We start from the raw sequence: 21247 nt of genomic DNA on the forward strand, positions 1-21247 counted from the left end.
CTGAAAACTTATTTTGTGTTTAATTTTCTTAATTTAATTGCTGTTAAAACTTTTTTGGTGTACAAAGGAAAATCAGCATTTTGGATCCAGCTAAAATAGCCTGGTTCCGTTTCCAACACTTTTAGCACTTTTGCGCCTTTGTGTTTTCCAAAAGTAAAAATTTCTTCGTCATCTTTATCAAAAGCAATCATTCCGGCAAAATCGGCGATTTTTTTACGAGTTGTAAACTCAGACAATGACTTCATATCGTTTTCCAATTCTGGATAACGATCCAACTGCGCTTTCAGGATTTCGTAAGTTGCCATCGTATCAGCTTCCGCCGAATGCGCATTGTCTAAAGTTTTTCCGCAGTAAAATTTTAAAGCCGCACTCAAAGTACGTTCTTCCATTTTATGAAAAATAGTCTGCACATCTACAGAAACCTTGTTTTTCATATCAAAATCGACACCAGCACGAAGCAATTCTTCTGCCAGAAGCGGGATATCAAAACGATCTGAGTTAAAACCACCAAGATCACTATCTTTAATCATGTTATGAATGTGCGGAGCAAGTTCTACGAAGGTTGGCTCATTAGCCACTTTTTCGTCTGTGATACCATGAACTGCAGTTGTCTGCGGAGGAATTGGAATTGTTGGATTAACCAACCAAGTTTTACTTTCTTTGTTTCCGTTAGGAAAAACTTTGAATATTGAAATTTCTACGATTCTATCTTTACCGATATCAATTCCCGTTGTTTCGAGATCAAAAAAGCAAATTGGCTTGTTTAGTTTTAATTCCATTTCTAATTTTTATAAGTCTACAAATGTAATTTTTAAAGCCGAATATATTCCCTTATTCTGATTTTTTTTGTCGAAAAAAGCTTTCAAATTGTGATTTTAACTTTTCAAAAATATGCCTAGAGCAAGATTACGCGCTTCCTCTTAATTCTTTTCTTACAAAACAAAAAAAATCCGACAAGTTTTAGAACCTATCGGATTTGGATTTATTTTTTATTGATTTTAGAAATCTCTATCTACATCAAAAGCTTCTAAATATTCTGCTACTCTTTTCACAAAACTTCCTCCTAATGCACCATCAACAACCCTATGATCGTAAGAGTGAGACAAGAACATTTTTTGGCGAATTCCGATAAAATCTCCTTCTGGAGTTTCGATAACCGCAGGAACTTTACGAATTGCTCCAAGTGCAAGAATACCAACTTGAGGCTGATTGATAATTGGCGTTCCGAAAACACTTCCAAAAGTACCAACGTTTGTTACTGTGTAAGTTCCGCCTTGAGTATCGTCTGGTTTTAGTTTTCCAGTTTTTGCACGGTTTCCTAGATCGTTAACCGCTTTTGCCATTCCAACCAAATTCAACTGATCTGCATTTTTAATTACAGGAACAATTAAATTTCCGTTTGGCAATGCTGCTGCCATTCCTAAATTGATATTTTTCTTTTTAATGATATAATCTCCATCTACAGAAATATTCATTCCTGGAAAATCTTTTAAAGCTTTTGCAACAGCTTCCATCATAATTGGAGTAAAAGTCAATTTCTCGCCTTCTCTTTTTTCGAAAGCTGCCTTTACTTTATCTCTCCATTTTACAATATTAGTTACATCTACTTCAATAAAAGACTGTACGTGAGCAGAAGTCTGAACTGAAGCTACCATGTAACCTGAAATCAGTTTACGCATCCTATCCATTTCAACAATTTCATCACCACCATTTACAGAAACTGGAACTGCTTGCTGGCTTTTCTGAGCAACTGGCTCAACAGCCTTAGGAGCTTCAACTTTTGGAGTTTCCGCTTTAGGAGTTTCAACAACCACTTTCGGAGTTGCTTCAACTGCTTGAGGAGCTTGAACAGCACCTGACTTGCGGTCTTCTACATATTTTAAAATATCTTCTTTTGTTACGCGTCCATCTTTTCCAGAACCCGTAATGTTTTCAAGTTCATTTAGAGAAACTGCTTCTTCTTTTGCAATATTTTTCACCAATGGAGAAAAGAATTTATCTGAACTTGAGAAATCCTGAGAAGTTGTTACAGTTTCTTTAACTGCTTCAATTGTTTTTTCAATTTCAGCAGCTTCGGCAGGAGCAGAAACGTCTTCAGCTTTATTTATTGCTGCAGTTGGCGCATCGCCTCCTTCAGTTTCAATAATAGCAATAGTTTGCCCTACTTGCACTAAATCATCTTTACCAAACAATTGCTCAACTAAAATTCCTGATACTTCGCTAGGCACTTCGCTGTCAACTTTATCTGTTGCAATTTCGAGTACGGCTTCATCAGCCTCAATTTTGTCTCCAACTTCTTTCAACCAATTAGTAATGGTTGCTTCAGCGACGCTTTCTCCCATTTTAGGAAGCTTTAATTCAAATCTTGCCATATTGTTAATCTAAAAGATGTTTTTGATTTTCAGATTGCGAAATTAACGAATATTTTAAATATAAATTTCATTTAATATAATTTTTTACTCGATTTTTACAATTTGCCCCCTGTCATTTCTGGAATTACTTCCAATAATAAAATGAGTGCTTTTTGGTAAAATTTTAAAAGTAATACTCTTATCTTTAATAGTTTCTATGATTTCGATACATTTTTTGAATGAAATGTATTGATTATCTAAAATGATTTCGACCTTTTTTCCCTTAAAAATCAGGCACGAATTTACCATTTTTTCTTTCGGGATTTTTAAAAAGCGGACTTTATTTTTTAAAGTTAAAGCTAATTTTTGAGACAAATCTTCATTTAAAGAATAAAAAACGTATGTTTCTGGATTCGATTTTATTCTCGTTTTACCTTGAAACATTTTCACAAAAGAAAAAAACCAAGTTCCTGTTTGAATGAAAAAACTAAAAAACAATGATTTCTTAAAATGCTTCTTATAAAAGAAATTCATCGCTTCTTGAAAGCGCATCATATATTTTTCGTCTTTTATTGTACTTTCTCCTTTATAATGTAAAACGGTAGTTTCGTGAAAGTAATAATTTGTCTTTTCTTTCAGTAATGCACGGTAAGACAAATCGATATCATCGGCATACATAAAACAATCTTCATCAAAACCATTTAAATCCTCATACAATTCTTTTTCTAAAAACATGAAAGCACCAACGAGAATATCTACTTTTCCAGTTTCATTTTCGTTTAAATGCTGTGCGTAATATTGATTGAAAAGTTTGCTTTTAGGAAAGATTTTATACAATCCGAAAATTTTTGTGAAGGCAACCCAAGGTGTTGGAATGCCGCGTTTGCTTTCTGGAAGAAATTCTCCTGTTCCATCAATTAATTTACAGCCAATAATTCCGAGATTATTTTGCCTTTCGGCGAAAGCCAGAATCTTTGTAAAAGTATCTTCAGCAACAACGGTATCTGGATTTAAAATACAGATGTACTTCCCTTTCGCTTGACGAATACCAATATTATTACCTTTTGGAAAACCAAAATTCTCTTTGTTTTCAATCAGTTTTACGTTGGGAAATTTTTCTTTCATCATCAAAACACTTTCATCTGATGAATTGTTATCAATTACGATAATTTCGGCATCGATTGCTGCAATCGCTTCCTGAACACTTAAAACGCATTGTTCGAGAAAGTAACGCACATTGTAATTTAAAATAACAACCGATAACTGCATGAATAATTGGTTCTGTAGATTTTGGCCGAAGTTAGAAATTTTCTGATAACCCCAAACGAAGTGACCAATCGTTTTTACTAATTCCGTAATCTAACGCCAAATTACTGCCGTTTCTTTTGTTCCATTTAATGCGAATTCCAGTTCCAACAGCAGGATTCCATTTTTTAAATTGGTAGGTATCTATTTTTGAAACCGAAGAAACATTGGTAAAGAAAACAGCTCCAAAAAAACCGTTTCGACTTATATCGGTTCTGTATTCGGTTTCAAAATAAACCAAAGCGTTGCTTCTATATCTATTTTTTGTAAATCCACGGCCTGTTTTTCCTTCACGATCCCAGCCAATACTTGGAAGATCTAAATAATGAGGTTTTCCGCCAAAGGTTGACCAATAAAAAGCTCTGGAAGCCCAAACCCGATGTTTGGTTTTACTGAAAGAATGGTATTTTCTGGCATCAAAATACAAAGATTGCCATTTGTCACCTTCTACTCCGCTCGTATTTATTCGAAAATCGGCTTCGACATATAAACCTTTTTCTGGATTAATGATATTTTCTCTCGAATCGTAAAGTCCTTGCAATGCAAAACCAAACGAAGTTTCGTTAGAATAATCGCCGTTCATATATTGGTAATAATCGGTTTCGCCGTCTATATAAGATTCCTCAGAAATATTTTTATAATTATCTAAAAGAAAACCAACTCCCAAACGATAATTCCCAACAACTTGCCTCGTTATAAACTGATAAAAACGCCACTGCTGGTAATCGAGCGTTGACATTTCTTCTTTGGAATCATGCTCGCCCAAACCATACGTGAGCTGCGGATAAATCATATACCGATAATCTCCAATAAGACTCCATTTGTTATCCTTCGAATAAATATAAGACTGGATCGGAAACACAAATTGATTGCTAAAACTGAAATAAGGCGAAAAAGTAACCTGAGACATTCTTGTCGTTTCGGGGTCGCCTAAATAAAATGTCGTCAGAAAAGAAACAACCAAACCTGTACTAGAATTAACTCCAACAGGAACAGGCAATAAAGAAAAAGTTAACTTCTTTTTTCTTTCTGGACGAATGGTATCTTGCTTATCAAAAATTCTGTGAATAACATCTAAAATATCTCGAGTACCCACGTCTGTACTATCATTTTGAGCTTGACAAAATGATCCTACTAAAAGTAAAATTAAGATGTATTTAATTTTTAAACTATTCACACACAATATTTTAAAAACCGTCTCTTACAAATTTAGAATTTTATTAAGAATAACAATCTATTTTTGTGCGAATATTTTTTAAGTGTTCAGTCGCAGTCACAGTATTCAGTTTTTCAACTGAGACTGAAAACTGTGACTGCGACTGAAAACTTAAATCTTAAAGATGCAACTGAATTTTATATCTATTCAAGATTTTCATCACAAAAAGCATGATGACAGAAAATAATAAAGACCAGAGAATTCCTGGAACTCCTACTCTAAAATATCCTGGAACAATATGAAGATTAATAACTTTACAGAAATAATAAATAACGCCTGGTAAAATATAAATCAATAACGGATTTGCTGCAGCTGGCATGAAAAATTCGCTCCATTTGGTTTGCTTTTTAACCTCCATTAGCCAATACAGAAAATAGAATAAAACAGTACAAATTGCTGCTGAAAACATTGTCCAAGAAGGTGTGCCTTTTATTTTTGAAATTCCAAAATACGGACGAAGTAAAATGGCTGTTATCGTAAAAAGTCCAATAAAACCAACTACAGCCCAATTGATTTTGAAGCTAATTTTTCGATCAAAAAATAATAGCGAAATCACGACTCCAGCCGAAGCTAAAGTTGTATGCGTGAGATGTCCAGCGATAAAACTTAACCAAGGAGTAGTATGAATAAAAGAGTTTTCGATTAAATTAAGAGAATTCATAGTGACAGAAAAAACTAAAAATGCAATCATTGCCCATAAATTTCCTGAAACTAGCCAATAATAAATTACTGTAAAAAGATACGCCCAACCTATCAAACCAAGAATTCCCCACCATTTTGGCGTCATTCCTCTTTCTCCTGTTTCTTGTACGTATAAAAAGTAAAGTGTTACAAGAATTAAAATCCCTCCATATTGAAGTACATTTTTTAACCAAAGAGGAAAATCTTTAGGATATTTATTCCAAATCGGAATGGGCATCGCATACGCTAAAAGTCCCCAAAATGCAGGAGCGATTATCATTTTAGAAGCATCGTAACCATATTCGGCATTGACCATAAAAACGCCAATTATAATAAGCACGACAGCTCTTTTTAAAGTGTGCGTCCAGATTGTTTTTGGGTTATCTCCTTTGATAAGTCTGGCATTAAAAGCAAATGGAATAGACATTCCAACAATGAATAAAAAAGCAGGAAAAACTAAATCGACAAAAGTCATGGCGTCTGCATCTGCGGGCATGTGCTTCATCCATTGCGGTACGTTTTGAATACTTGCCAATTCATTTACAAAAATCATTACAAAAATGGTAATTCCACGCATAGCATCAATAGAAATAATACGCTGATTAAACAGATTCTCTTTTATTTTCATAATTTTTTAATTTTTTACTAAAAATCAAATATAACATAATTCTAAAATGTCTTGTTACGAATTCTAGATTACTTTTGCGCGTTATAAAACTGATTTATACATTTTTGTTTCATGTTATCATTTCTCAAATCAAAACCTATTTTAAAAGAACTTCTTGACGGAAGTTTTGTAGACATTCATTCTCATGTTTTACCAGGAATTGATGATGGAGCTAAAACTATTGACAACACAGCCAAACTTGTTCAGTCGCTACAAGAAATAGGTGTTTCTCAATTGATAACAACCCCTCATATCAGCCATTATATTTGGAATAATTCTCCAGAAATTATTACGGCAAAATACAACGAAACGAAGTTATTGTTAGAAGAGAAAAATATCGTCGTGCCCATGAAAGCGGCATCTGAATATTTTATGGACGATTGGTTTGAAAATCATTTTAAGAAAGAAAAACTTCTTACTCTTAAAGACAATTACGTATTAGTTGAAATGTCATACATGAATGCTCCAGTACAACTATACAAAATAATTTTTGAGTTGCAAGTTGCGGGATATATTCCTGTTTTAGCTCATCCAGAAAGGTATTCATTTTATCATAAAAACTTCGATGAATATGACAAGCTGAAAAGGGCTGGCTGCAAGTTCCAACTGAATTTGCTTGCTGTTGTAGGATACTATGGCGCCGAAATTACTAAAGTAGCGGAACAACTTCTGAATAAAGGATTGTATGATTTTACTGGAACTGATGTTCACCACAGCAACCATATAGCTTCATTTAATAAAAAAATAAACGTTAAGGAAATTTCGGCTTTAAAAGAAGTTATAGCCAATAATGCGTTTTTCCGATTCTAAACTAGTAGGCATTTTCTTCCCCCTGAACAATGTTCATAAGAGTTCTTACGATAATTTTGACATCTAATAATAAACTCCAGTTTTCGATGTACCAAATATCGCATTCGACTCTATTTTCCATATCAATAAGTTTTTTTGTCTCGCCACGATATCCATTCACTTGTGCCCAACCAGTAATTCCAGGCTTCGCATAATGTCTAACTGTATAGTTTGCAATTAATTCGCCATATTCTTTAGCAAGATTAATCATATGGGGCCTTGGTCCCACGACGGACATATTCCCAAAAAGAACATTCAAAAACTGTGGCAGTTCGTCTATACTAGTTTTGCGCATAAAAGCACCGAATTTAGTTATTCGGCTGTCTCCTTTCCCTGCTTGCTTATCGTGAGCTAGATCATTCAAATACATGCTTCTGAATTTCAAACAGGTAAAAGTTCTATTGTCACGACCTGAACGATGCTGCTTAAAAAATATTGGCCCCGGCGATTCGAATTTAATAATCAGCATTATTACTGGAAATAACCATGGAAAAATTAAAATGATAACCAATGATGAAAAACAAACGTCAAAAACTTTTTTTAGAATTCTATTTGCTGGAAGTTCCAAAGGTTCGGGACGAAGCATTAAAACAGGCGTATTTTCATAAAAGGCCACCTCAACTTTGCTTGATTTTGTATACAATTGAAAATCAGGAATAAATTTAATACGCACAAGATTCTGTTCGCATATTTTTATTATTTTATTAATTATCTGAACATTGTCGATATGGAGAGCCACATATAGTTCGTCTACTTTCTCTTTAACAATAAATTCTTCGATATCTTCAAAACCGCCAGTAATTGGAAGTGATTGAAAAGCAGAACCGCTATTCTTTTCATCAAAAAAACCTAAAAACTTGTAACCATAGGTCAAATTTTTGGCTAATGTTTTACGCATTTTTTCTCCAGTATCATTTGCTCCAACAATAATAATTTTTTTAAAATTATATCCTTTGGCTCTAATTTCTTTTAGTACTTTCATCGATATATATCGAGACACCAATAATATTCCGAAAAAGAACAAATAAAAATAGAGTAATCGCAATCTAGAAATATCCGCAAATTTTAAAAAGACTACAAATATTGCAATTAAAGAAGCATGTATTATAAGTTTTCTAATAGTTCTTCTAACTATAGATTCTATGCGTTCAAGTCTCACCATTCGGTATGAATCTTTATTTAGAAGTAAGCCGATCCATATTAAGTTAGCTAATAAAGTAACCGTTTTTTCTTCTTTCACAAAGAGTTCATCAAGACTTCCAAATCTGGCAAATGCTGAAAGTATTATGGCTGTATTTAATAATATTACATCCCAAATTACAAACAAGAGTTTGAAATAGCGGGAAACACGGATTCGTGATAATTCTTGTAATATTTTCATCATTAAATTCTTACACCAAAATAAGTTTTAGTATACATTTTTGACGAAAATAGTACTTTTAATTTTACTTGAAGGTTATTTTTAAATCAATTATTTCTTTTTTTGAGGAATTACGATTGAGGATAAGACAAAAAAAATGTTCAATTGTTAATTGAACATTTTACTATTTTACTTTAAATTAAAAAATCTCTTATACCATGTCTTTTTTTCGACATTAACTCCGTAGCCGTATCCGTATCCTTTTGTTGAATTTGTATCATTTAAGATTAGGCACATATTGGGCAATTTATTCTCTTTATAAATTGAATTTATAACTGACAACATCCGTTTTTTTAATTTATCTGCACGCATTATATATGCAAATGTATCAGCATTTTGTGTTATTAATAAAGTATCGGTAACTAAGCATACTGGTGCAGTATCAACAATAATATAATCGTATTGTTTTTTAAGTTCCTCAAAAAGACTTTTAACTTTTGTGCTCATTAACAAGTCTGCAGGATTTGGAGGAACTATTCCGGCAGGAAGAACAAAGAAATTCTCATACTCTTTGTGCTTCACAATGTAGTTCTGAATATTAGTATCATTTGATGATAAGTAATTAGTCACCCCTAAAGATGGAAGCTCCATATATTCTTCTAATTTTGGGTTTCTAATGTCCATTCCTACAAGCAAAACTTTTTTTGCAGTCAACGCAAATGTAGCAGCAAGATTTACAGCAATAAATGTTTTTCCTTCTTCAGAAAAAGAAGAAGTAACAAAAATTGTTTTTGCCTGCCCAGGAGAAACCTTATTCAGCATAAATTCTAAATTCGTCCTAACAATTCGTATTGCTTCCGCAGAACTAGATCGACTTTCTGATTTTATAATTTCATTTTTACCACTACAAGTTGGTATATCTCCAATATAAGGAATTTGCGTTTTTCCTTCTAAATCTAATTTGCTCTTAATTTTTGTATCAAATATATCATCTACATATATAAATCCAAAAGGAACTAATAATCCTAATAGCACTCCAGCCAAATAAATGATTTTTCCCTTTGGAGCAATCTGATTTTTTTCTGCTTTAGCAGCATCAATAACACGAGCATTAGGTTCTGTTGCGGCTAATGAAATAGCGGTTTCTTCTCTTTTTTGCAATAAATAAAGATATAACTCTTCTTTAATTTTTTGCTGTCTGGCAATCACTTTGAACTGACGCTCCTGAACAGGAATTTTCCCTATTTTGTTATTTAAAATACCTTCCTGAATTTTAATTTCATGATTCTGAATTTGCAAATTAGCTTGCATCCGACTCAAACTTGTTGCAACATTTGACTTTAATGCTACTATTTGCTGATCTAATTTTAATACTGTTGGATTTTCTTGTGTTGCAGATTTCAAAATTCTATTACGATCCAAAACCAACTGATTGTAAAAAGAAATCAGTCCGCTTGTATCTCCGTTATCTGCTATCACATTTGTGGGCAATAAATCAGAATTGGTGCTTTTTTTAATAAAATCCAGCAGTGATTTGACTACATTTAATTGAATTTCTGTTTCAACTCCCTTTTTATCATATTCTGTTGAGCCTTGTACAAAGAGCTTGGCATCAGAATCAATATCTGTAAGTTGATTTGTTTTTTTTAAACTTTCAACATTTTGCTCCACGCCATCAAGTTCTTGAGCAATTAATGATAATCTATTTGCAATAAATTTAGAAGTAATTTCGGAAATAGAATTTTTATCATCTGCAGCATTTTCATTATATATCTCAATCATATTATCCAAAAAATTTTCAGCTTTTTGAGCTACTGGATCGGATATTGAAATATTGACAACGCTACTTGTCTTATTTATCGGTTCTACCTTTATTTTTTTTCGAAAAGCCTCAGTAACATCATCTAATGGAGATATTACTACACGAATTAATTCAAATCGATCGGTATGATTTTTTTCATAAAACGCTGTTTTTTCGACAATTAAAGTCCCTACCTTAGTTGGAATTTGTTCCCCATATTTAAAATCTTTCTGTGATGATAAAATAAATTTTTCGTTCTCTCCTTCTTCGCTCTCCAATGAAAATGTAAGTGGAGTTAAAAGTTTACAATTTAAAGCAACTTTAGATTCTTTAAATAAAACTGATTTGTTTATAAAGGTCACTTTTATCGGACTAAGTTCGTAAACATCTCTATCTATAACATTTCCCTTAACAAATAAAGAGACATTTAAATTTAGCCTTTTGATAGTGCTTTCTGCTAAAGTTCTGGATTTTAGTATTTCAATTTCATTATCAACATTGCTTTTCATACCTGCTCCTAAACCTAAATCAGCAAAAGCAGACAATTCGGAAAGAATGCCTCCTTTTTTCTCATCCTTAACTAAAATAGATGCTGAAGCTTCATATGTAGGTACGGTGTAGCGCAAATATAAAAATGCCAAACTTATACCTATTATTATAGCGATTAAAAACCAGCGCCAATGAACTATATATTTATCTAACTGTTCTTTAAGATTGGCTTTTTCGCTTTCATCATCAATAACATCATTGTAAAAATCTTGTTTTTTCATTTTTAATTTATTTAAAGATTAGAACAGCAAGCGACACTAAAATAGAAACCGCCGATATTATTACTGAAGTATTTGGCCCAACAGCCGAAGAATTGACTCTTGTTTTATTAGGTTCAACATAAACCACATCATTTTGAGCTAAATAATAAAATGGTGAATTAATAAAATCCGATTTGGTGATGTCTACCCTGTTAAATAATTTCTCACCATTGGCTTCTCTAATAATCAAAATATTATTTCGTTTGCCATAAATCGTCAAATCTTTTGCCATACTTAAAGCTTCAACCAATGTGACTCTTTCTGATGTGATAGAATAAGTTCCTGGCAAATTAACTTCGCCTTGCAATGAAATTTTAAAATTTGTTATGCGAAGATTAATAATAGGATTCTTAATATATATACTAATTTTAGTTTGCAATAATTGCAAGGCATCAGTACGGGTTAATCCTCCAATTTTTATTTTTCCCAATATAGGAAAGTCTATATTCCCATTTTTATCTACCAGATAGGTCTGAATTGTTTCCTGGCCACGCGCAACATCTAGTTTACTGTTACTCGAGACACTATAAGTTTTGAGATTAAATGGAGAAACTGCTTCAGAATCTTCTGCCGAAACAATTATCATTAACAAATCATCCGGCTGAATTTTAACTTCGTAAGAATTTGTACTTTGACGATTGTTTAGAGTATCAATGTTTTGATAATAAACAATATTTTGCTTTGAAGCACAAGAAAAAAGCAAAAATATAATAGCTAAAGAGCATGCTGTTTTTATAAAAAAACTAAAGTAGTATTTCATTGTAACTAAATTTAAAACATAATGCATCTATAAAACGAAAACATTGTTTTACAGAACATTAAAAAAATATAAAGGATTTTTAATTTGAAAAAGAAGAATTAGTAAGCATTTTTTTCTCCCTTAAAAATATTGAAAACCGTTTTAAGAATTATTTTGATATCTAATAGTAAGCTCCAGTTTTCTATATACCAAATATCACATTCTACCCTGTTTTCCATATCCATAAGTTTTTTGGTTTCGCCACGATAACCATTAACTTGAGCCCAACCTGTGATACCAGGTTTAGCATAGTGACGAACTAAATAATTATTGATTAATTCTGTATATTCTTTGGTATGACACAACATATGAGGACGTGGCCCCACTACTGACATGTTCCCCAAAAACACATTAAAAAATTGTGGCAATTCGTCAATACTCGTTTTTCGCATAAAGGCACCAAATCTCGTTATACGACTATCACCTTTGTGAGCCTGAATACGATCGGAAAAATTATTTACATACATACTTCTAAATTTGTAACATGCAAATGCTTTGTTATCTCTACCTGATCTTTCTTGTTTAAAAAATATTGGCCCAGGCGATTCTGTTTTTATAATTGCACAAATTATAGGAAATAACCATGGAAATATTAAAAAGATTACCATTGCCGAAAAACAAACATCAAAAAACTTCTTAAATAATCGGTTTGCCGTATTTTCTAAAGGCTCTCTTCTGAACATTAATACAGGTGTATTATCATAAAAAGAAATCTCAACCTTACTTGACTTTGTGTACAATTGAAAATCTGGAATAAACTTTATTCGAACCATATGATATTCACATATATGAATAAGTTTATTGATAACATCAACATCATCTATATGTAATGCAACATACATCTCATCTACATGTTGTTGGCTAATAAAATTTTGAATGTCGTCAAATCCGCCTAAAATATTTCCGGAAACAGAATCAGATATATTTTGTTTTTCATCAAAGAAGCCTAAAAATCTATAACCGTATGTTAAGTTCTTAGCAAGCGTTTTACACATGCTTTTACCTGTCTCATTGGCTCCAACAATAATTACATTTCTAAAATTGTATCCCTTAGTTCTGATATATTTTAAAACAATCATCGAAAAAGATCGTGAGATCATCAGCAATAAAAAGTAAAACAGATAAAAATAAAATAACTGAAGCCTAGAAATATCAGAATACTTTAGAAAAACAACAAAAATTGCTATAATAGCCGCGTGAATAACAAATTTCTTCATTGTTCTTATTAAAATCGATTCGATGGTTTCTACTCTTATAATTCTATAAGAATCTTTATATAATAGAAGCCCAAGCCAGATTAAATTAGCCAATAAAGATATTGTCTCTGTTTCTTTTAAAAAAAATCGATTAAAACTTTCAAACTTAAATAATATAGAAACGACAATTGCGGTATTTAACAAAACCATATCCGAGAGAATGAACAAAATCTGGAAGTATCGCGAAAAACTATAATCCGAGAGCTTTTGTAAAATTTTCATAACAATTTTAAACTATTTTTATGTCATTAAAATGTTTTGCATATTGATCAATTATAATCTCCCAATCAAATACATTTAAAATTTTCTTTTTATTTTCAAGTAGCATTAACTGAAATTTCTCATCCTCGCAATTCAAAGATTCTAAGTATTTTGCTACCATAAATTTATTATTGAAATAAACTGCATCATTTTCTAGAATTGATCGATTAAAATCATTGTCGTTTGCGCAAATCAAACTATTAGATGCCATAGCTTCAAGCAGTGATGGATTAGTACCTCCAACGGTATGTCCATGAAAATAAATATTTGAATAATATCGAAGATTATTCAAAGTATTAATATCGTAAATGCCACCTACAAACTGAATTTGTTTGTAGTGTTTATATTTTTCTTTTAAATAATTTCCATATGATGTTTTATAATTTCCGATCACTAAAAACGGACGAGAAAGATTTGCTGAAACCACGCCATCTAAAATGATTTCTATACTATTCTCAGGCTCTAATCGAGCTATAAGCATATCATACTTCTGAGGCTCTAGTTTAAAGTCTATCAATACATTAATGTCATTTTTTTCAAAAACCGTTGCTCCATACGCAATGTAAGTTGAATCAACACCATATTTATTTTTTAAATAACTTCTAATACCTATAGAATCTGAAATTAGATGATCACTATATTTTACTCCTAATGATTCTGCGTAACGAAGAAATTTTTTAACCCATGCAGAATACTTTGTCCTTTTCCATTCTAGTCCGTCCATATTGGTTGTGACTAAGGCTTTTTTAGGCATTAGCCATCCCCAAACAGAACTACTTGTGTAGCCTAATTGCAAAATGATATCACAATTACGTTTCCTTACATCTAGAATACAATTTAAATCATAAATAAACTGACCAGCGATTCCTAACTTATCTTCGGGATCATAGCAGTGTACAATTTGTACACCATTCCATTCTTTTTCTTTATAAGGATGATTATGAGAATTGTAAACAATAACTTCAAAACCTCTTTTTATTAATCCTTCGGCCAAATACTCTGCACATTGTTCAAAACCTCCATAATTGTTAGGAATTCCTCTTGTTCCTATAATTGCGATTTTCATTTCTAATTTCTTTTTCTAATGATTTTTGCAGGAACCCCTCCGACAACAACAAAGGCTGGGAAAGATTTTGTTACCACACTACCTGCCGCAACAACGCATCCTTCATCTATAGTTACTCCGTCAAGAATTATGGCTCCCGATCCAATCCAGCAATCATTGCCAATTTTTACTCCTTTTCTACTCTCTCCTTGATTCTTAATTTCTAAATCGGTTCTATTGAAATTGTGATTTTCACTAAAAATCTTCACATCTGGACCAATTATGACATCTTTTCCTATTTCAATTCCTCCCTGCCCTCCTAAATAAGCCCTTGCATTTATACCTACATTATCCCCTATCTTTATACCGATTCCCAATCTTCTTATCACACCCGTGCAAACTAAAATAGAGTCTCTCTGAATGGTAACATTTGATCCTAAATTGATACCTGATTTTGACAACGCATTTATATATACATTGTCTTCAATAATAAAATTGCTTCCACACGACATCTTGCTTAAATGCCGGACTTTTACATTTTTACCTTTGAAAATCAACCCTTTGCTATTTTTAAAAAAAGGTTTTATCAGACTACCTCTAAGAATTTGAAATAGCTTCTGTTTGACAATGATAGAAGTATCAATAAATGTTAGTTCAGGATCTATAGAATAACTTTCGTTTTTTTTAAGCTTCTGAATTATTGTATTAATCATGCTTTATCGATATACTTGAGTTCTAAAATTTCTATCAAGTTTTTTGCAGTTTTTTTCCAAGAAAAGTTTCTAGCTCGCTCAGTAGACAGCCGTTGATGTTTATTGTACAAGTCTTTATCTGACAATAAATTTGAAATGGCATTTGCTATTTCTCTTGGCGCATTAGCATTGACATATATTGCGGCTGTATTGCAAACCTCGGGTAACGATGAAGAATTTGAAACAACAACTGGAATACCAGAAGCCATTGCTTCTAAAGGCGGCAACCCAAAACTTTCTTCAAAAGAAGGAAAACAAAACACGGTACTTAATGCATAAACCATCGCTAACTCATCTCCATACAAAGGCCCTGTTTGAATTATCTTATCAGCTAAATTAAGTTTTGAAATTAGTGGATCAATTGCATCTGTTTTCCATTCTTTATTGCCAACCAAAACAAGTTTAATGTCCTCATTGAGCATAGAAAATGCATTTATTAATGATGGCACATTTTTTCTGGTATTTATTCTTCCGACATACAAAACAAACCGATCTGGCAAGTTTAGCCGGTTAATAGTTTCCTGTAATGAAATCGAATCAAATCTGTCTATCGTTTTAAATTTTGGATCAAAACCATGATGAAGAACCTTAACGTCTTTATTTGAGAATTTTAATTGCTGAAAACGAAATTTTTCAAAATCTGAAACCGTAATGATAAAATCTGAAAATTTAGAAAGAAATTTTAGCGGTTTTAAATAAAGGCGTTCGAGTAAAGTGTAATACTGAGGATGAGAAATATAAATTAAATCGTGTATGTAAGCAATTTTCTTATGGCCACCAAAACATGAAACTGATGTTTGATATAAAACAACATCCAGTTTGTTTCTCTTTGCTATAAATGGAATGGCAAAAACATTTGACAAAAGATTATTTCCATTCCAAACATAAGTTATAATAACATTAGAACTCTCAACATCAAGGAAAAATCCTTTATATTTTTGATCAAGAATGATATAAAAAACAAAATTTTCACTATCAATTTTACAAATCTCATTGACCAAATTCTGAATAACCATCTTTCCACTCGCTGGCCCATTAAAATACCATTTGGCATCAATTCCTATTCGCATTTTCCTTTTTCTCGATATATCCTTTTCCATATTCATTAATTATTCTCAAATAAGTAATTCTCTTTTCATCCTTCAAAAAAGGTTTAAATAAAGCTGAGCCAATTATTGCCAGATAAGATTTAAATATTTTTTTTGCGACTCTGGCAATTGAAGTTGATTGATCTATAATTCTTTCTGAAATTCCCAACTCTTTTGCATATGACAGAACATAAGTCTTGTTTAGTTTCTCATTTATTTTGTGAAGAATATTTTGTTGGGGATCATAATACATCTTATACCCCATTTCGAATGCACGATTTTGGTAATCGATTTCTTCTCCACCAGCAAGTTTTTTCTCATTTCTTCCTAAATTGACATCATAAAAACCAATTTTTAAAGCAACATGTCTTCGTATAGCAAAATTTCCACCCATTAAATATTTTACGTATTTAGGGTCATTACCAAGATCGTATACACTTACTAAGAAGTAATATTTTTGCGGCAACCAATGTGGGATGCTAACTTTATGCGGAATTACCTTGCCACCACTTATAGATATAAACTCGTTTAGGAATATTTCATCACAGATCGTAAAATAATCATCTGCAATTTCAATATCGTCATCAAGATAAATCAATATACTTCCTGAGGATTCTTTAATTCCTCTATTTCTGGCATGAGAAAGTCCTTGATGAGTTTCGAGAAAATACTTTACGTTGCCATTTCCTAAATACTTTTCTTTTAAGGAGGGTGTTTCGTCTAACGAATTATTATCTATAATTAGCAACTCAAAATCATTTCGCTCTTTTAAAACATTCAGAATAGATGAAATGGTCTCACATAAAAAAAGATATCTGTTGTAAGTACAAACTATGATACTATATTTAATCATGATTAAAATAAAATTGAAAAGGGGCAATACCTGCTGCGTTGTTATAAATTGCTTTACAATAGAAAAAGAACATTCCTAAAATGATTAATATCCCGAGAAGTTTTATTATTTTTTCATGTTCATTTTTCATAAGATTAAAAATGTAAAACATTAAAAATGCCAAAATCAAAACTCTAAAATATATGAAGTAATCAGCGATTCGTGCTAAAATAAAATTGTCCGAAAAAATTCTAGAAAGAATTACACCGATAAAAAAAAGATTATAGAATTGTATAAAATTATACTGACTGTATACTACTTTTAATTTGTTGTAAAAAAGAATAATTACCAAATCAATTAAAAAAACAGATATATAGAAAAACCTTCACCCGCTTTAGTATCATCGGTGATTTCTTTCATAAAATCTAAATTTTCAACGTAATAGCTATAACCTAATAAATTGATCAATGGTGATACAAAATCCAAAATATTTGAAAAAAAAATAGGCAATATAGTCACTGACAAAAAAAGGATTATGACTTGAATCTTTATGTTTTTAAACCATTCAAACTTTAAAAACGGCAACAAAAAAAGGATTAGAATTACTGTTTTATGAATTGACAATGCTAAAGAACCCAATAAAATAAGTCGATAATACCTTTTTTGATTAAATAGCTGAATGCAATACATGAATATCAAAAATGCAAGAGTTTGCCTCATGGCATTCATGCTTACAAAAAAAAGCAAGCTTGTAAAGAAAAAATAGAAATATCACGACTTTAAAAAAGGAACTGTATTGATGAATAACAGCAAAAAGATAATTTGCAAAAATGCCAGTACAATAAACAAGCTATAACTTTCAAAATTCAATGCCACAAGAATCTGATTTAAGCAAATAAAACCAAAATCATTATCCACAGGAAAATGTCCAGTGAGTCTGAGTTCTCTAAACCATTCAGTGTATCCAATGTAATCTTTACCAACATTATATCTCATACCAACACAGAAAGTATAAAGACCTATAAAAATCCAGATTTCAGGTTTTACAAAATCAATATGAGTAATACTGTTGGCATCCATTCTTTTTAAGATCACATTCTTTGAAAAAAAAAGAGTAATCATTAAGAAAAAAATATAAAATATATAAGAACTTAGATCTGCCATGAATGACTATTAATTAGATATTTTCACTTTATTAAAGAGCTTTTTTAATATCATAAAGTCTTTGATGAATTCTTTTTTTGCTAGAAAAATAAATGATACAAGTCCCACCAATACTATAGTCGTAGTAACCTTTGTTTTTTCAATAAATGTTAGACTTAATACTATACTCAAACATATTGATACTAGTAAAATATAATATAAAACATCTGTTATTTTTACCACTTTCCATGAGTAAACAATTCTCGATAACATCATGGCGAAATGAGATAATAATATTGCAATTACAACTCCGTACAAACCAAAAACAGGAATCAATAGAAAATTAAAGATTAAAGCTACCGCAGCTCCAAAAATGCTTGAATAAAAAAAATATTTACTCTTTCTGGAAGCCGAAAAATTGGCTCCAACAAAACTTGAAACCGATGAAAACAAAACTGAACAACAAAGAATTGGAATGTATTTGTATGCTACTATAAATTTAGGATCGATTATAAATTGAATTAATGGTCGGCCAAAAACACTTAGTATAATTACAAACAATGCTAAAAAAGTAAAAACTGACTTTAGGACTTTATTATAAAATTTCTCAAAATCTGCTTTTTTATATTCTTCAATAACTGAAATTTGCCAAGAAACCATAAATACAGAAAACAGAACATTAATTAATGACGGTATTTTATTTGCTACAGCAAAAATTCCGATAGCATAAATACCTATATATTCTTCCATTAATGGTCTATTCAATGATGCAACTAACCACCACATTATTGCATTTGGAATTAATGGTACAGAGTATTTAATCATTTCACGATATCTATTGCTATTAATAGATTTTCTTGAAAAATATTTATATGAACCAGATCCAATTACGGAGTAGATTGCGGCTATTAGAAGAGAAAATATCTGTGCTGTAAAAAAACCCTCGAGCCCATATTTAGGAATAAAAATGAATGAAAAAAAAGCAGTAGATAAAGTCAAAACAATTCCTGTTATCGCATATACTTTTATTTTACCAAGACTTTGAGAAAACTGCTGAAAGAAAGTTTGAAAAAAGAGTGATATAATTAATAAATAAATATAACCTACATTAAAAACTATACTCTGAAGCATATTAAAAAAAAACAATATTTCCTTGATAATATACAAAACACCTCCTGTAACAATTAATAAAAGGATTGAGTATAAAAAACCTGAAGTTAAATATTCTTTCTGCTTTTCTTTATACTGATCTTTAGGAAAAACAAATATGGCATCTGAAATACTTAAAGTTACAATGGTTAACAAAAGACCAACATAAATTGTAATATTATCTGATGTTCCAAACTCTTCTACCGAAAGCCACTTAGTGTAGAAAGGTATCATCAAAAACCCAATAAGTTTGCTTCCGGCATTTCCTAAAAAAACAAGAAATGTATTTTTCCCTAAGCGTTTAAAATTATTCATACCAAACTCTACTCTTTATCGAATATGCTATGAGCCACTTTTACCATATTAGTTTTAAAAAAACCAAATAAATTCTGGTTTTCAAAGACACAACATAGATCTTTGAAGTTTTTTAAATCACTTAAGCTGTAAATGGGAACTCCAATATCATGTAAAATAGTTGTTCTGGTATCATTTGTTCCAAAGTACATACACCTTTTACCAAAAGCAATCGACGGTAAAATTCCATGCAATCTTCCAGATATTACATATGAAGCATTTTTAAAATAAGACAAGTACAATTCTATATCATCATGGTAAGTAACTATTGGGTTCTTCCAACCTGAAGCAATAAGTCGTTCCATATCACCATCTTCATGGCAAATTCCAATTACTCGATATTTTTCACTTATTGAATTACCAATTGAGACTTGTTTGTAATAGTCCCCTCTTCCAAAAGAGAACAAAACATAATTATTATCCGTAACATCAGATTTATCTAGAAACAATGTTGGACAACCAGTGTATAACGTATTAAAACCATTCTTTTTTAAGATATTATAGGTATACGAATCTCTACTCCCAATTATGCCACTCAAATTTTGAGCAATTGAAAAGCTAGGCATTTCACCCTTTGCGTATTTTATAAGCCTTTTTTTAATTAAAAAACTCTTATCAACTTTTGAATACCACAGGGAACCCGCTAGACAAAAAGATTTAAAACTTATTTGATTTAAGTTACTTAATGAGCTATTTTCTCCTGGTGTTAACATGGTACACCCAGGAATGAATAATCCATCAAAATCTCCTTGCGGAATCATATCTTCAAAAGAATCATATTCTGTAAAATGAATTATTGAGCTAATCTGCTTTTTTAAAAATTCTTTTGTAGCAAAATCAATAATATAGTTTCCATAATTTATCGACGAGTCGGTAAAATTTGCATAGAGATATGACTTCATAAATAACTTTAAATTTTATTATTATTTGTTTTGAGCTTATTAAGTGATAAAATATTTAAACTCTTCCCAACTCCTTAACAGCAACTTCCTTTCTTAAGCCGCTGCTTGAAAAACGATGATCACGCCTATTAAAGCACAATCTAATTCCTTTCTTTTCACAATATTCTCTTCCTGTAAAATTCTTGTCTTCATATTCGTCTCCAAGAATACGAACATCAATTTTGTACGATCTCAAAATATCCTCCAAATCAACTTCTGTTGCGTATGGAATAATTTCATCAACAAACTTGCAACCTTTAAGCTGAATGTATCTCTCGACCACAGTTTGTGTTGGACTATTTTTTTCAGGTCTATCTAATGTTGGATCCGTTTGCAAGCCAACAATTAAATAATCGCATTCTGCTTTTGCTTCCTCCAACATTTTTATATGACCAGCATGCAGTAAATCAAAAGCACTAAAAGTTATTCCTACTATCATCTTAAATTAAACCTCTATTCTAAGCACAGCTCCGCTATTCTAACTCACATGAGCCAGACTAAAAACAGCGCTTAAACAATTACAAAATTGATTAGATTAAAAAAGAAAGAATAATCTCTCTTTTTTTGCAAAACTAAAACAACAAACTA

At 31.3% G+C, this 21247-nt stretch carries 17 protein-coding genes and 1 pseudogene; 1 reads left to right on the plus strand and 17 read right to left on the minus strand.

Annotated features, from left to right (window positions below; all coding sequences use genetic code 11):
* Window positions 1–8 precede the first annotated feature (8 nt).
* From QLQ96_RS23220 to QLQ96_RS23240, 5 genes are all read right to left on the minus strand, one after another.
* On the minus strand, window positions 9–779 hold the full coding sequence (locus tag QLQ96_RS23220) for an exonuclease domain-containing protein (RefSeq protein WP_482493514.1): 771 nt from the start codon (window positions 777–779) through the stop codon (window positions 9–11).
* 219 nt (window positions 780–998) lie between these two features.
* Complete coding sequence (locus QLQ96_RS23225; RefSeq protein ID WP_482493516.1) at window positions 999–2372, minus strand: dihydrolipoamide acetyltransferase family protein; 1374 nt, start codon at window positions 2370–2372, stop codon at window positions 999–1001.
* A gap of 84 nt (window positions 2373–2456) precedes the next feature.
* Window positions 2457–3620: a glycosyltransferase family 2 protein gene (locus tag QLQ96_RS23230; RefSeq protein ID WP_482493518.1), complete on the minus strand. Its 1164-nt coding sequence runs from the start codon at window positions 3618–3620 to the stop codon at window positions 2457–2459.
* A gap of 31 nt (window positions 3621–3651) precedes the next feature.
* Window positions 3652–4833: a BamA/TamA family outer membrane protein gene (locus tag QLQ96_RS23235; protein WP_482493520.1), complete on the minus strand. Its 1182-nt coding sequence runs from the start codon at window positions 4831–4833 to the stop codon at window positions 3652–3654.
* A gap of 157 nt (window positions 4834–4990) precedes the next feature.
* Window positions 4991–6181: a DUF5009 domain-containing protein gene (locus QLQ96_RS23240; protein WP_482493522.1), complete on the minus strand. Its 1191-nt coding sequence runs from the start codon at window positions 6179–6181 to the stop codon at window positions 4991–4993.
* A gap of 111 nt (window positions 6182–6292) precedes the next feature.
* Between QLQ96_RS23240 and QLQ96_RS23245 the strand changes: the two genes are divergently transcribed.
* Complete coding sequence (locus QLQ96_RS23245; protein WP_482493524.1) at window positions 6293–7030, plus strand: tyrosine-protein phosphatase; 738 nt, start codon at window positions 6293–6295, stop codon at window positions 7028–7030.
* A gap of 1 nt (window position 7031) precedes the next feature.
* Here QLQ96_RS23245 and QLQ96_RS23250 read toward each other — a convergent pair whose 3' ends face one another.
* The 12 genes and pseudogenes from QLQ96_RS23250 to QLQ96_RS23305 form a co-directional block, all read right to left on the minus strand.
* Window positions 7032–8453 carry an undecaprenyl-phosphate glucose phosphotransferase gene (locus QLQ96_RS23250; protein WP_482493526.1) on the minus strand — a complete coding sequence of 474 codons (1422 nt, stop codon included), beginning with the start codon at window positions 8451–8453 and terminating at the stop codon, window positions 7032–7034.
* A 165-nt stretch (window positions 8454–8618) separates the two neighbouring features.
* Window positions 8619–11000, minus strand: a complete 2382-nt coding sequence (locus QLQ96_RS23255) for a GumC family protein (protein WP_482493527.1) — start codon at window positions 10998–11000, stop codon at window positions 8619–8621.
* Window positions 11001–11007: 7 nt separating this feature from the next.
* Complete coding sequence (locus QLQ96_RS23260; protein WP_482493528.1) at window positions 11008–11799, minus strand: polysaccharide biosynthesis/export family protein; 792 nt, start codon at window positions 11797–11799, stop codon at window positions 11008–11010.
* A 98-nt stretch (window positions 11800–11897) separates the two neighbouring features.
* Window positions 11898–13316, minus strand: a complete 1419-nt coding sequence (locus QLQ96_RS23265) for an undecaprenyl-phosphate glucose phosphotransferase (protein WP_482493530.1) — start codon at window positions 13314–13316, stop codon at window positions 11898–11900.
* A gap of 7 nt (window positions 13317–13323) precedes the next feature.
* Complete coding sequence (locus tag QLQ96_RS23270) at window positions 13324–14421, minus strand: DUF1972 domain-containing protein (RefSeq protein ID WP_482493531.1); 1098 nt, start codon at window positions 14419–14421, stop codon at window positions 13324–13326.
* A 2-nt stretch (window positions 14422–14423) separates the two neighbouring features.
* Complete coding sequence (locus QLQ96_RS23275; protein ID WP_482493532.1) at window positions 14424–15113, minus strand: acyltransferase; 690 nt, start codon at window positions 15111–15113, stop codon at window positions 14424–14426.
* Entirely contained in the window at window positions 15110–16222 is a 1113-nt protein-coding gene (locus QLQ96_RS23280) for a glycosyltransferase family 4 protein (protein ID WP_482493534.1), read from the minus strand. Before QLQ96_RS23280 ends, QLQ96_RS23275 begins: the two co-directional genes overlap by 4 nt.
* The gene (locus QLQ96_RS23285; RefSeq protein WP_482493536.1) at window positions 16206–17093 is read right to left on the minus strand and encodes a glycosyltransferase family 2 protein; all 888 of its coding nucleotides are present in this window, start codon (window positions 17091–17093) and stop codon (window positions 16206–16208) included. The genes QLQ96_RS23280 and QLQ96_RS23285 overlap by 17 nt, the downstream gene beginning before the upstream one ends.
* A gap of 336 nt (window positions 17094–17429) precedes the next feature.
* Window positions 17430–18236: pseudogene (locus QLQ96_RS23290) on the minus strand (EpsG family protein).
* Between the two features lie 9 nt (window positions 18237–18245).
* Window positions 18246–19679 carry a lipopolysaccharide biosynthesis protein gene (locus tag QLQ96_RS23295; protein WP_482493538.1) on the minus strand — a complete coding sequence of 478 codons (1434 nt, stop codon included), beginning with the start codon at window positions 19677–19679 and terminating at the stop codon, window positions 18246–18248.
* A gap of 8 nt (window positions 19680–19687) precedes the next feature.
* Window positions 19688–20620 carry a polysaccharide pyruvyl transferase family protein gene (locus QLQ96_RS23300; RefSeq protein ID WP_482493540.1) on the minus strand — a complete coding sequence of 311 codons (933 nt, stop codon included), beginning with the start codon at window positions 20618–20620 and terminating at the stop codon, window positions 19688–19690.
* 55 nt (window positions 20621–20675) lie between these two features.
* Entirely contained in the window at window positions 20676–21098 is a 423-nt protein-coding gene (locus tag QLQ96_RS23305; protein ID WP_482493542.1) for an adenylyltransferase/cytidyltransferase family protein, read from the minus strand.
* Window positions 21099–21247 lie beyond the last annotated feature (149 nt).

Source organism: Flavobacterium sp. B167r (genome assembly GCF_056824315.1).

Excerpts from the sequence above, each read along its gene's own strand:
- QLQ96_RS23220 (WP_482493514.1), bottom strand. The coding sequence starts at position 779 with ATGGAATTAAAACTAAACAAGCCAATTTGCTTTTTTGATCTCGAAACA.
- QLQ96_RS23225 (WP_482493516.1), bottom strand. The coding sequence starts at position 2,372 with ATGGCAAGATTTGAATTAAAGCTTCCTAAAATGGGAGAAAGCGTCGCT.
- QLQ96_RS23230 (WP_482493518.1), bottom strand. The coding sequence starts at position 3,620 with ATGCAGTTATCGGTTGTTATTTTAAATTACAATGTGCGTTACTTTCTC.
- QLQ96_RS23240 (WP_482493522.1), bottom strand. The coding sequence starts at position 6,181 with ATGAAAATAAAAGAGAATCTGTTTAATCAGCGTATTATTTCTATTGAT.
- QLQ96_RS23245 (WP_482493524.1), top strand. The coding sequence starts at position 6,293 with ATGTTATCATTTCTCAAATCAAAACCTATTTTAAAAGAACTTCTTGAC.
- QLQ96_RS23250 (WP_482493526.1), bottom strand. The coding sequence starts at position 8,453 with ATGATGAAAATATTACAAGAATTATCACGAATCCGTGTTTCCCGCTAT.
- QLQ96_RS23255 (WP_482493527.1), bottom strand. The coding sequence starts at position 11,000 with ATGAAAAAACAAGATTTTTACAATGATGTTATTGATGATGAAAGCGAA.
- QLQ96_RS23260 (WP_482493528.1), bottom strand. The coding sequence starts at position 11,799 with ATGAAATACTACTTTAGTTTTTTTATAAAAACAGCATGCTCTTTAGCT.
- QLQ96_RS23265 (WP_482493530.1), bottom strand. The coding sequence starts at position 13,316 with ATGAAAATTTTACAAAAGCTCTCGGATTATAGTTTTTCGCGATACTTC.
- QLQ96_RS23270 (WP_482493531.1), bottom strand. The coding sequence starts at position 14,421 with ATGAAAATCGCAATTATAGGAACAAGAGGAATTCCTAACAATTATGGA.
- QLQ96_RS23275 (WP_482493532.1), bottom strand. The coding sequence starts at position 15,113 with ATGATTAATACAATAATTCAGAAGCTTAAAAAAAACGAAAGTTATTCT.
- QLQ96_RS23280 (WP_482493534.1), bottom strand. The coding sequence starts at position 16,222 with ATGCGAATAGGAATTGATGCCAAATGGTATTTTAATGGGCCAGCGAGT.
- QLQ96_RS23285 (WP_482493536.1), bottom strand. The coding sequence starts at position 17,093 with ATGATTAAATATAGTATCATAGTTTGTACTTACAACAGATATCTTTTT.
- QLQ96_RS23295 (WP_482493538.1), bottom strand. The coding sequence starts at position 19,679 with ATGAATAATTTTAAACGCTTAGGGAAAAATACATTTCTTGTTTTTTTA.
- QLQ96_RS23300 (WP_482493540.1), bottom strand. The coding sequence starts at position 20,620 with ATGAAGTCATATCTCTATGCAAATTTTACCGACTCGTCGATAAATTAT.
- QLQ96_RS23305 (WP_482493542.1), bottom strand. The coding sequence starts at position 21,098 with ATGATAGTAGGAATAACTTTTAGTGCTTTTGATTTACTGCATGCTGGT.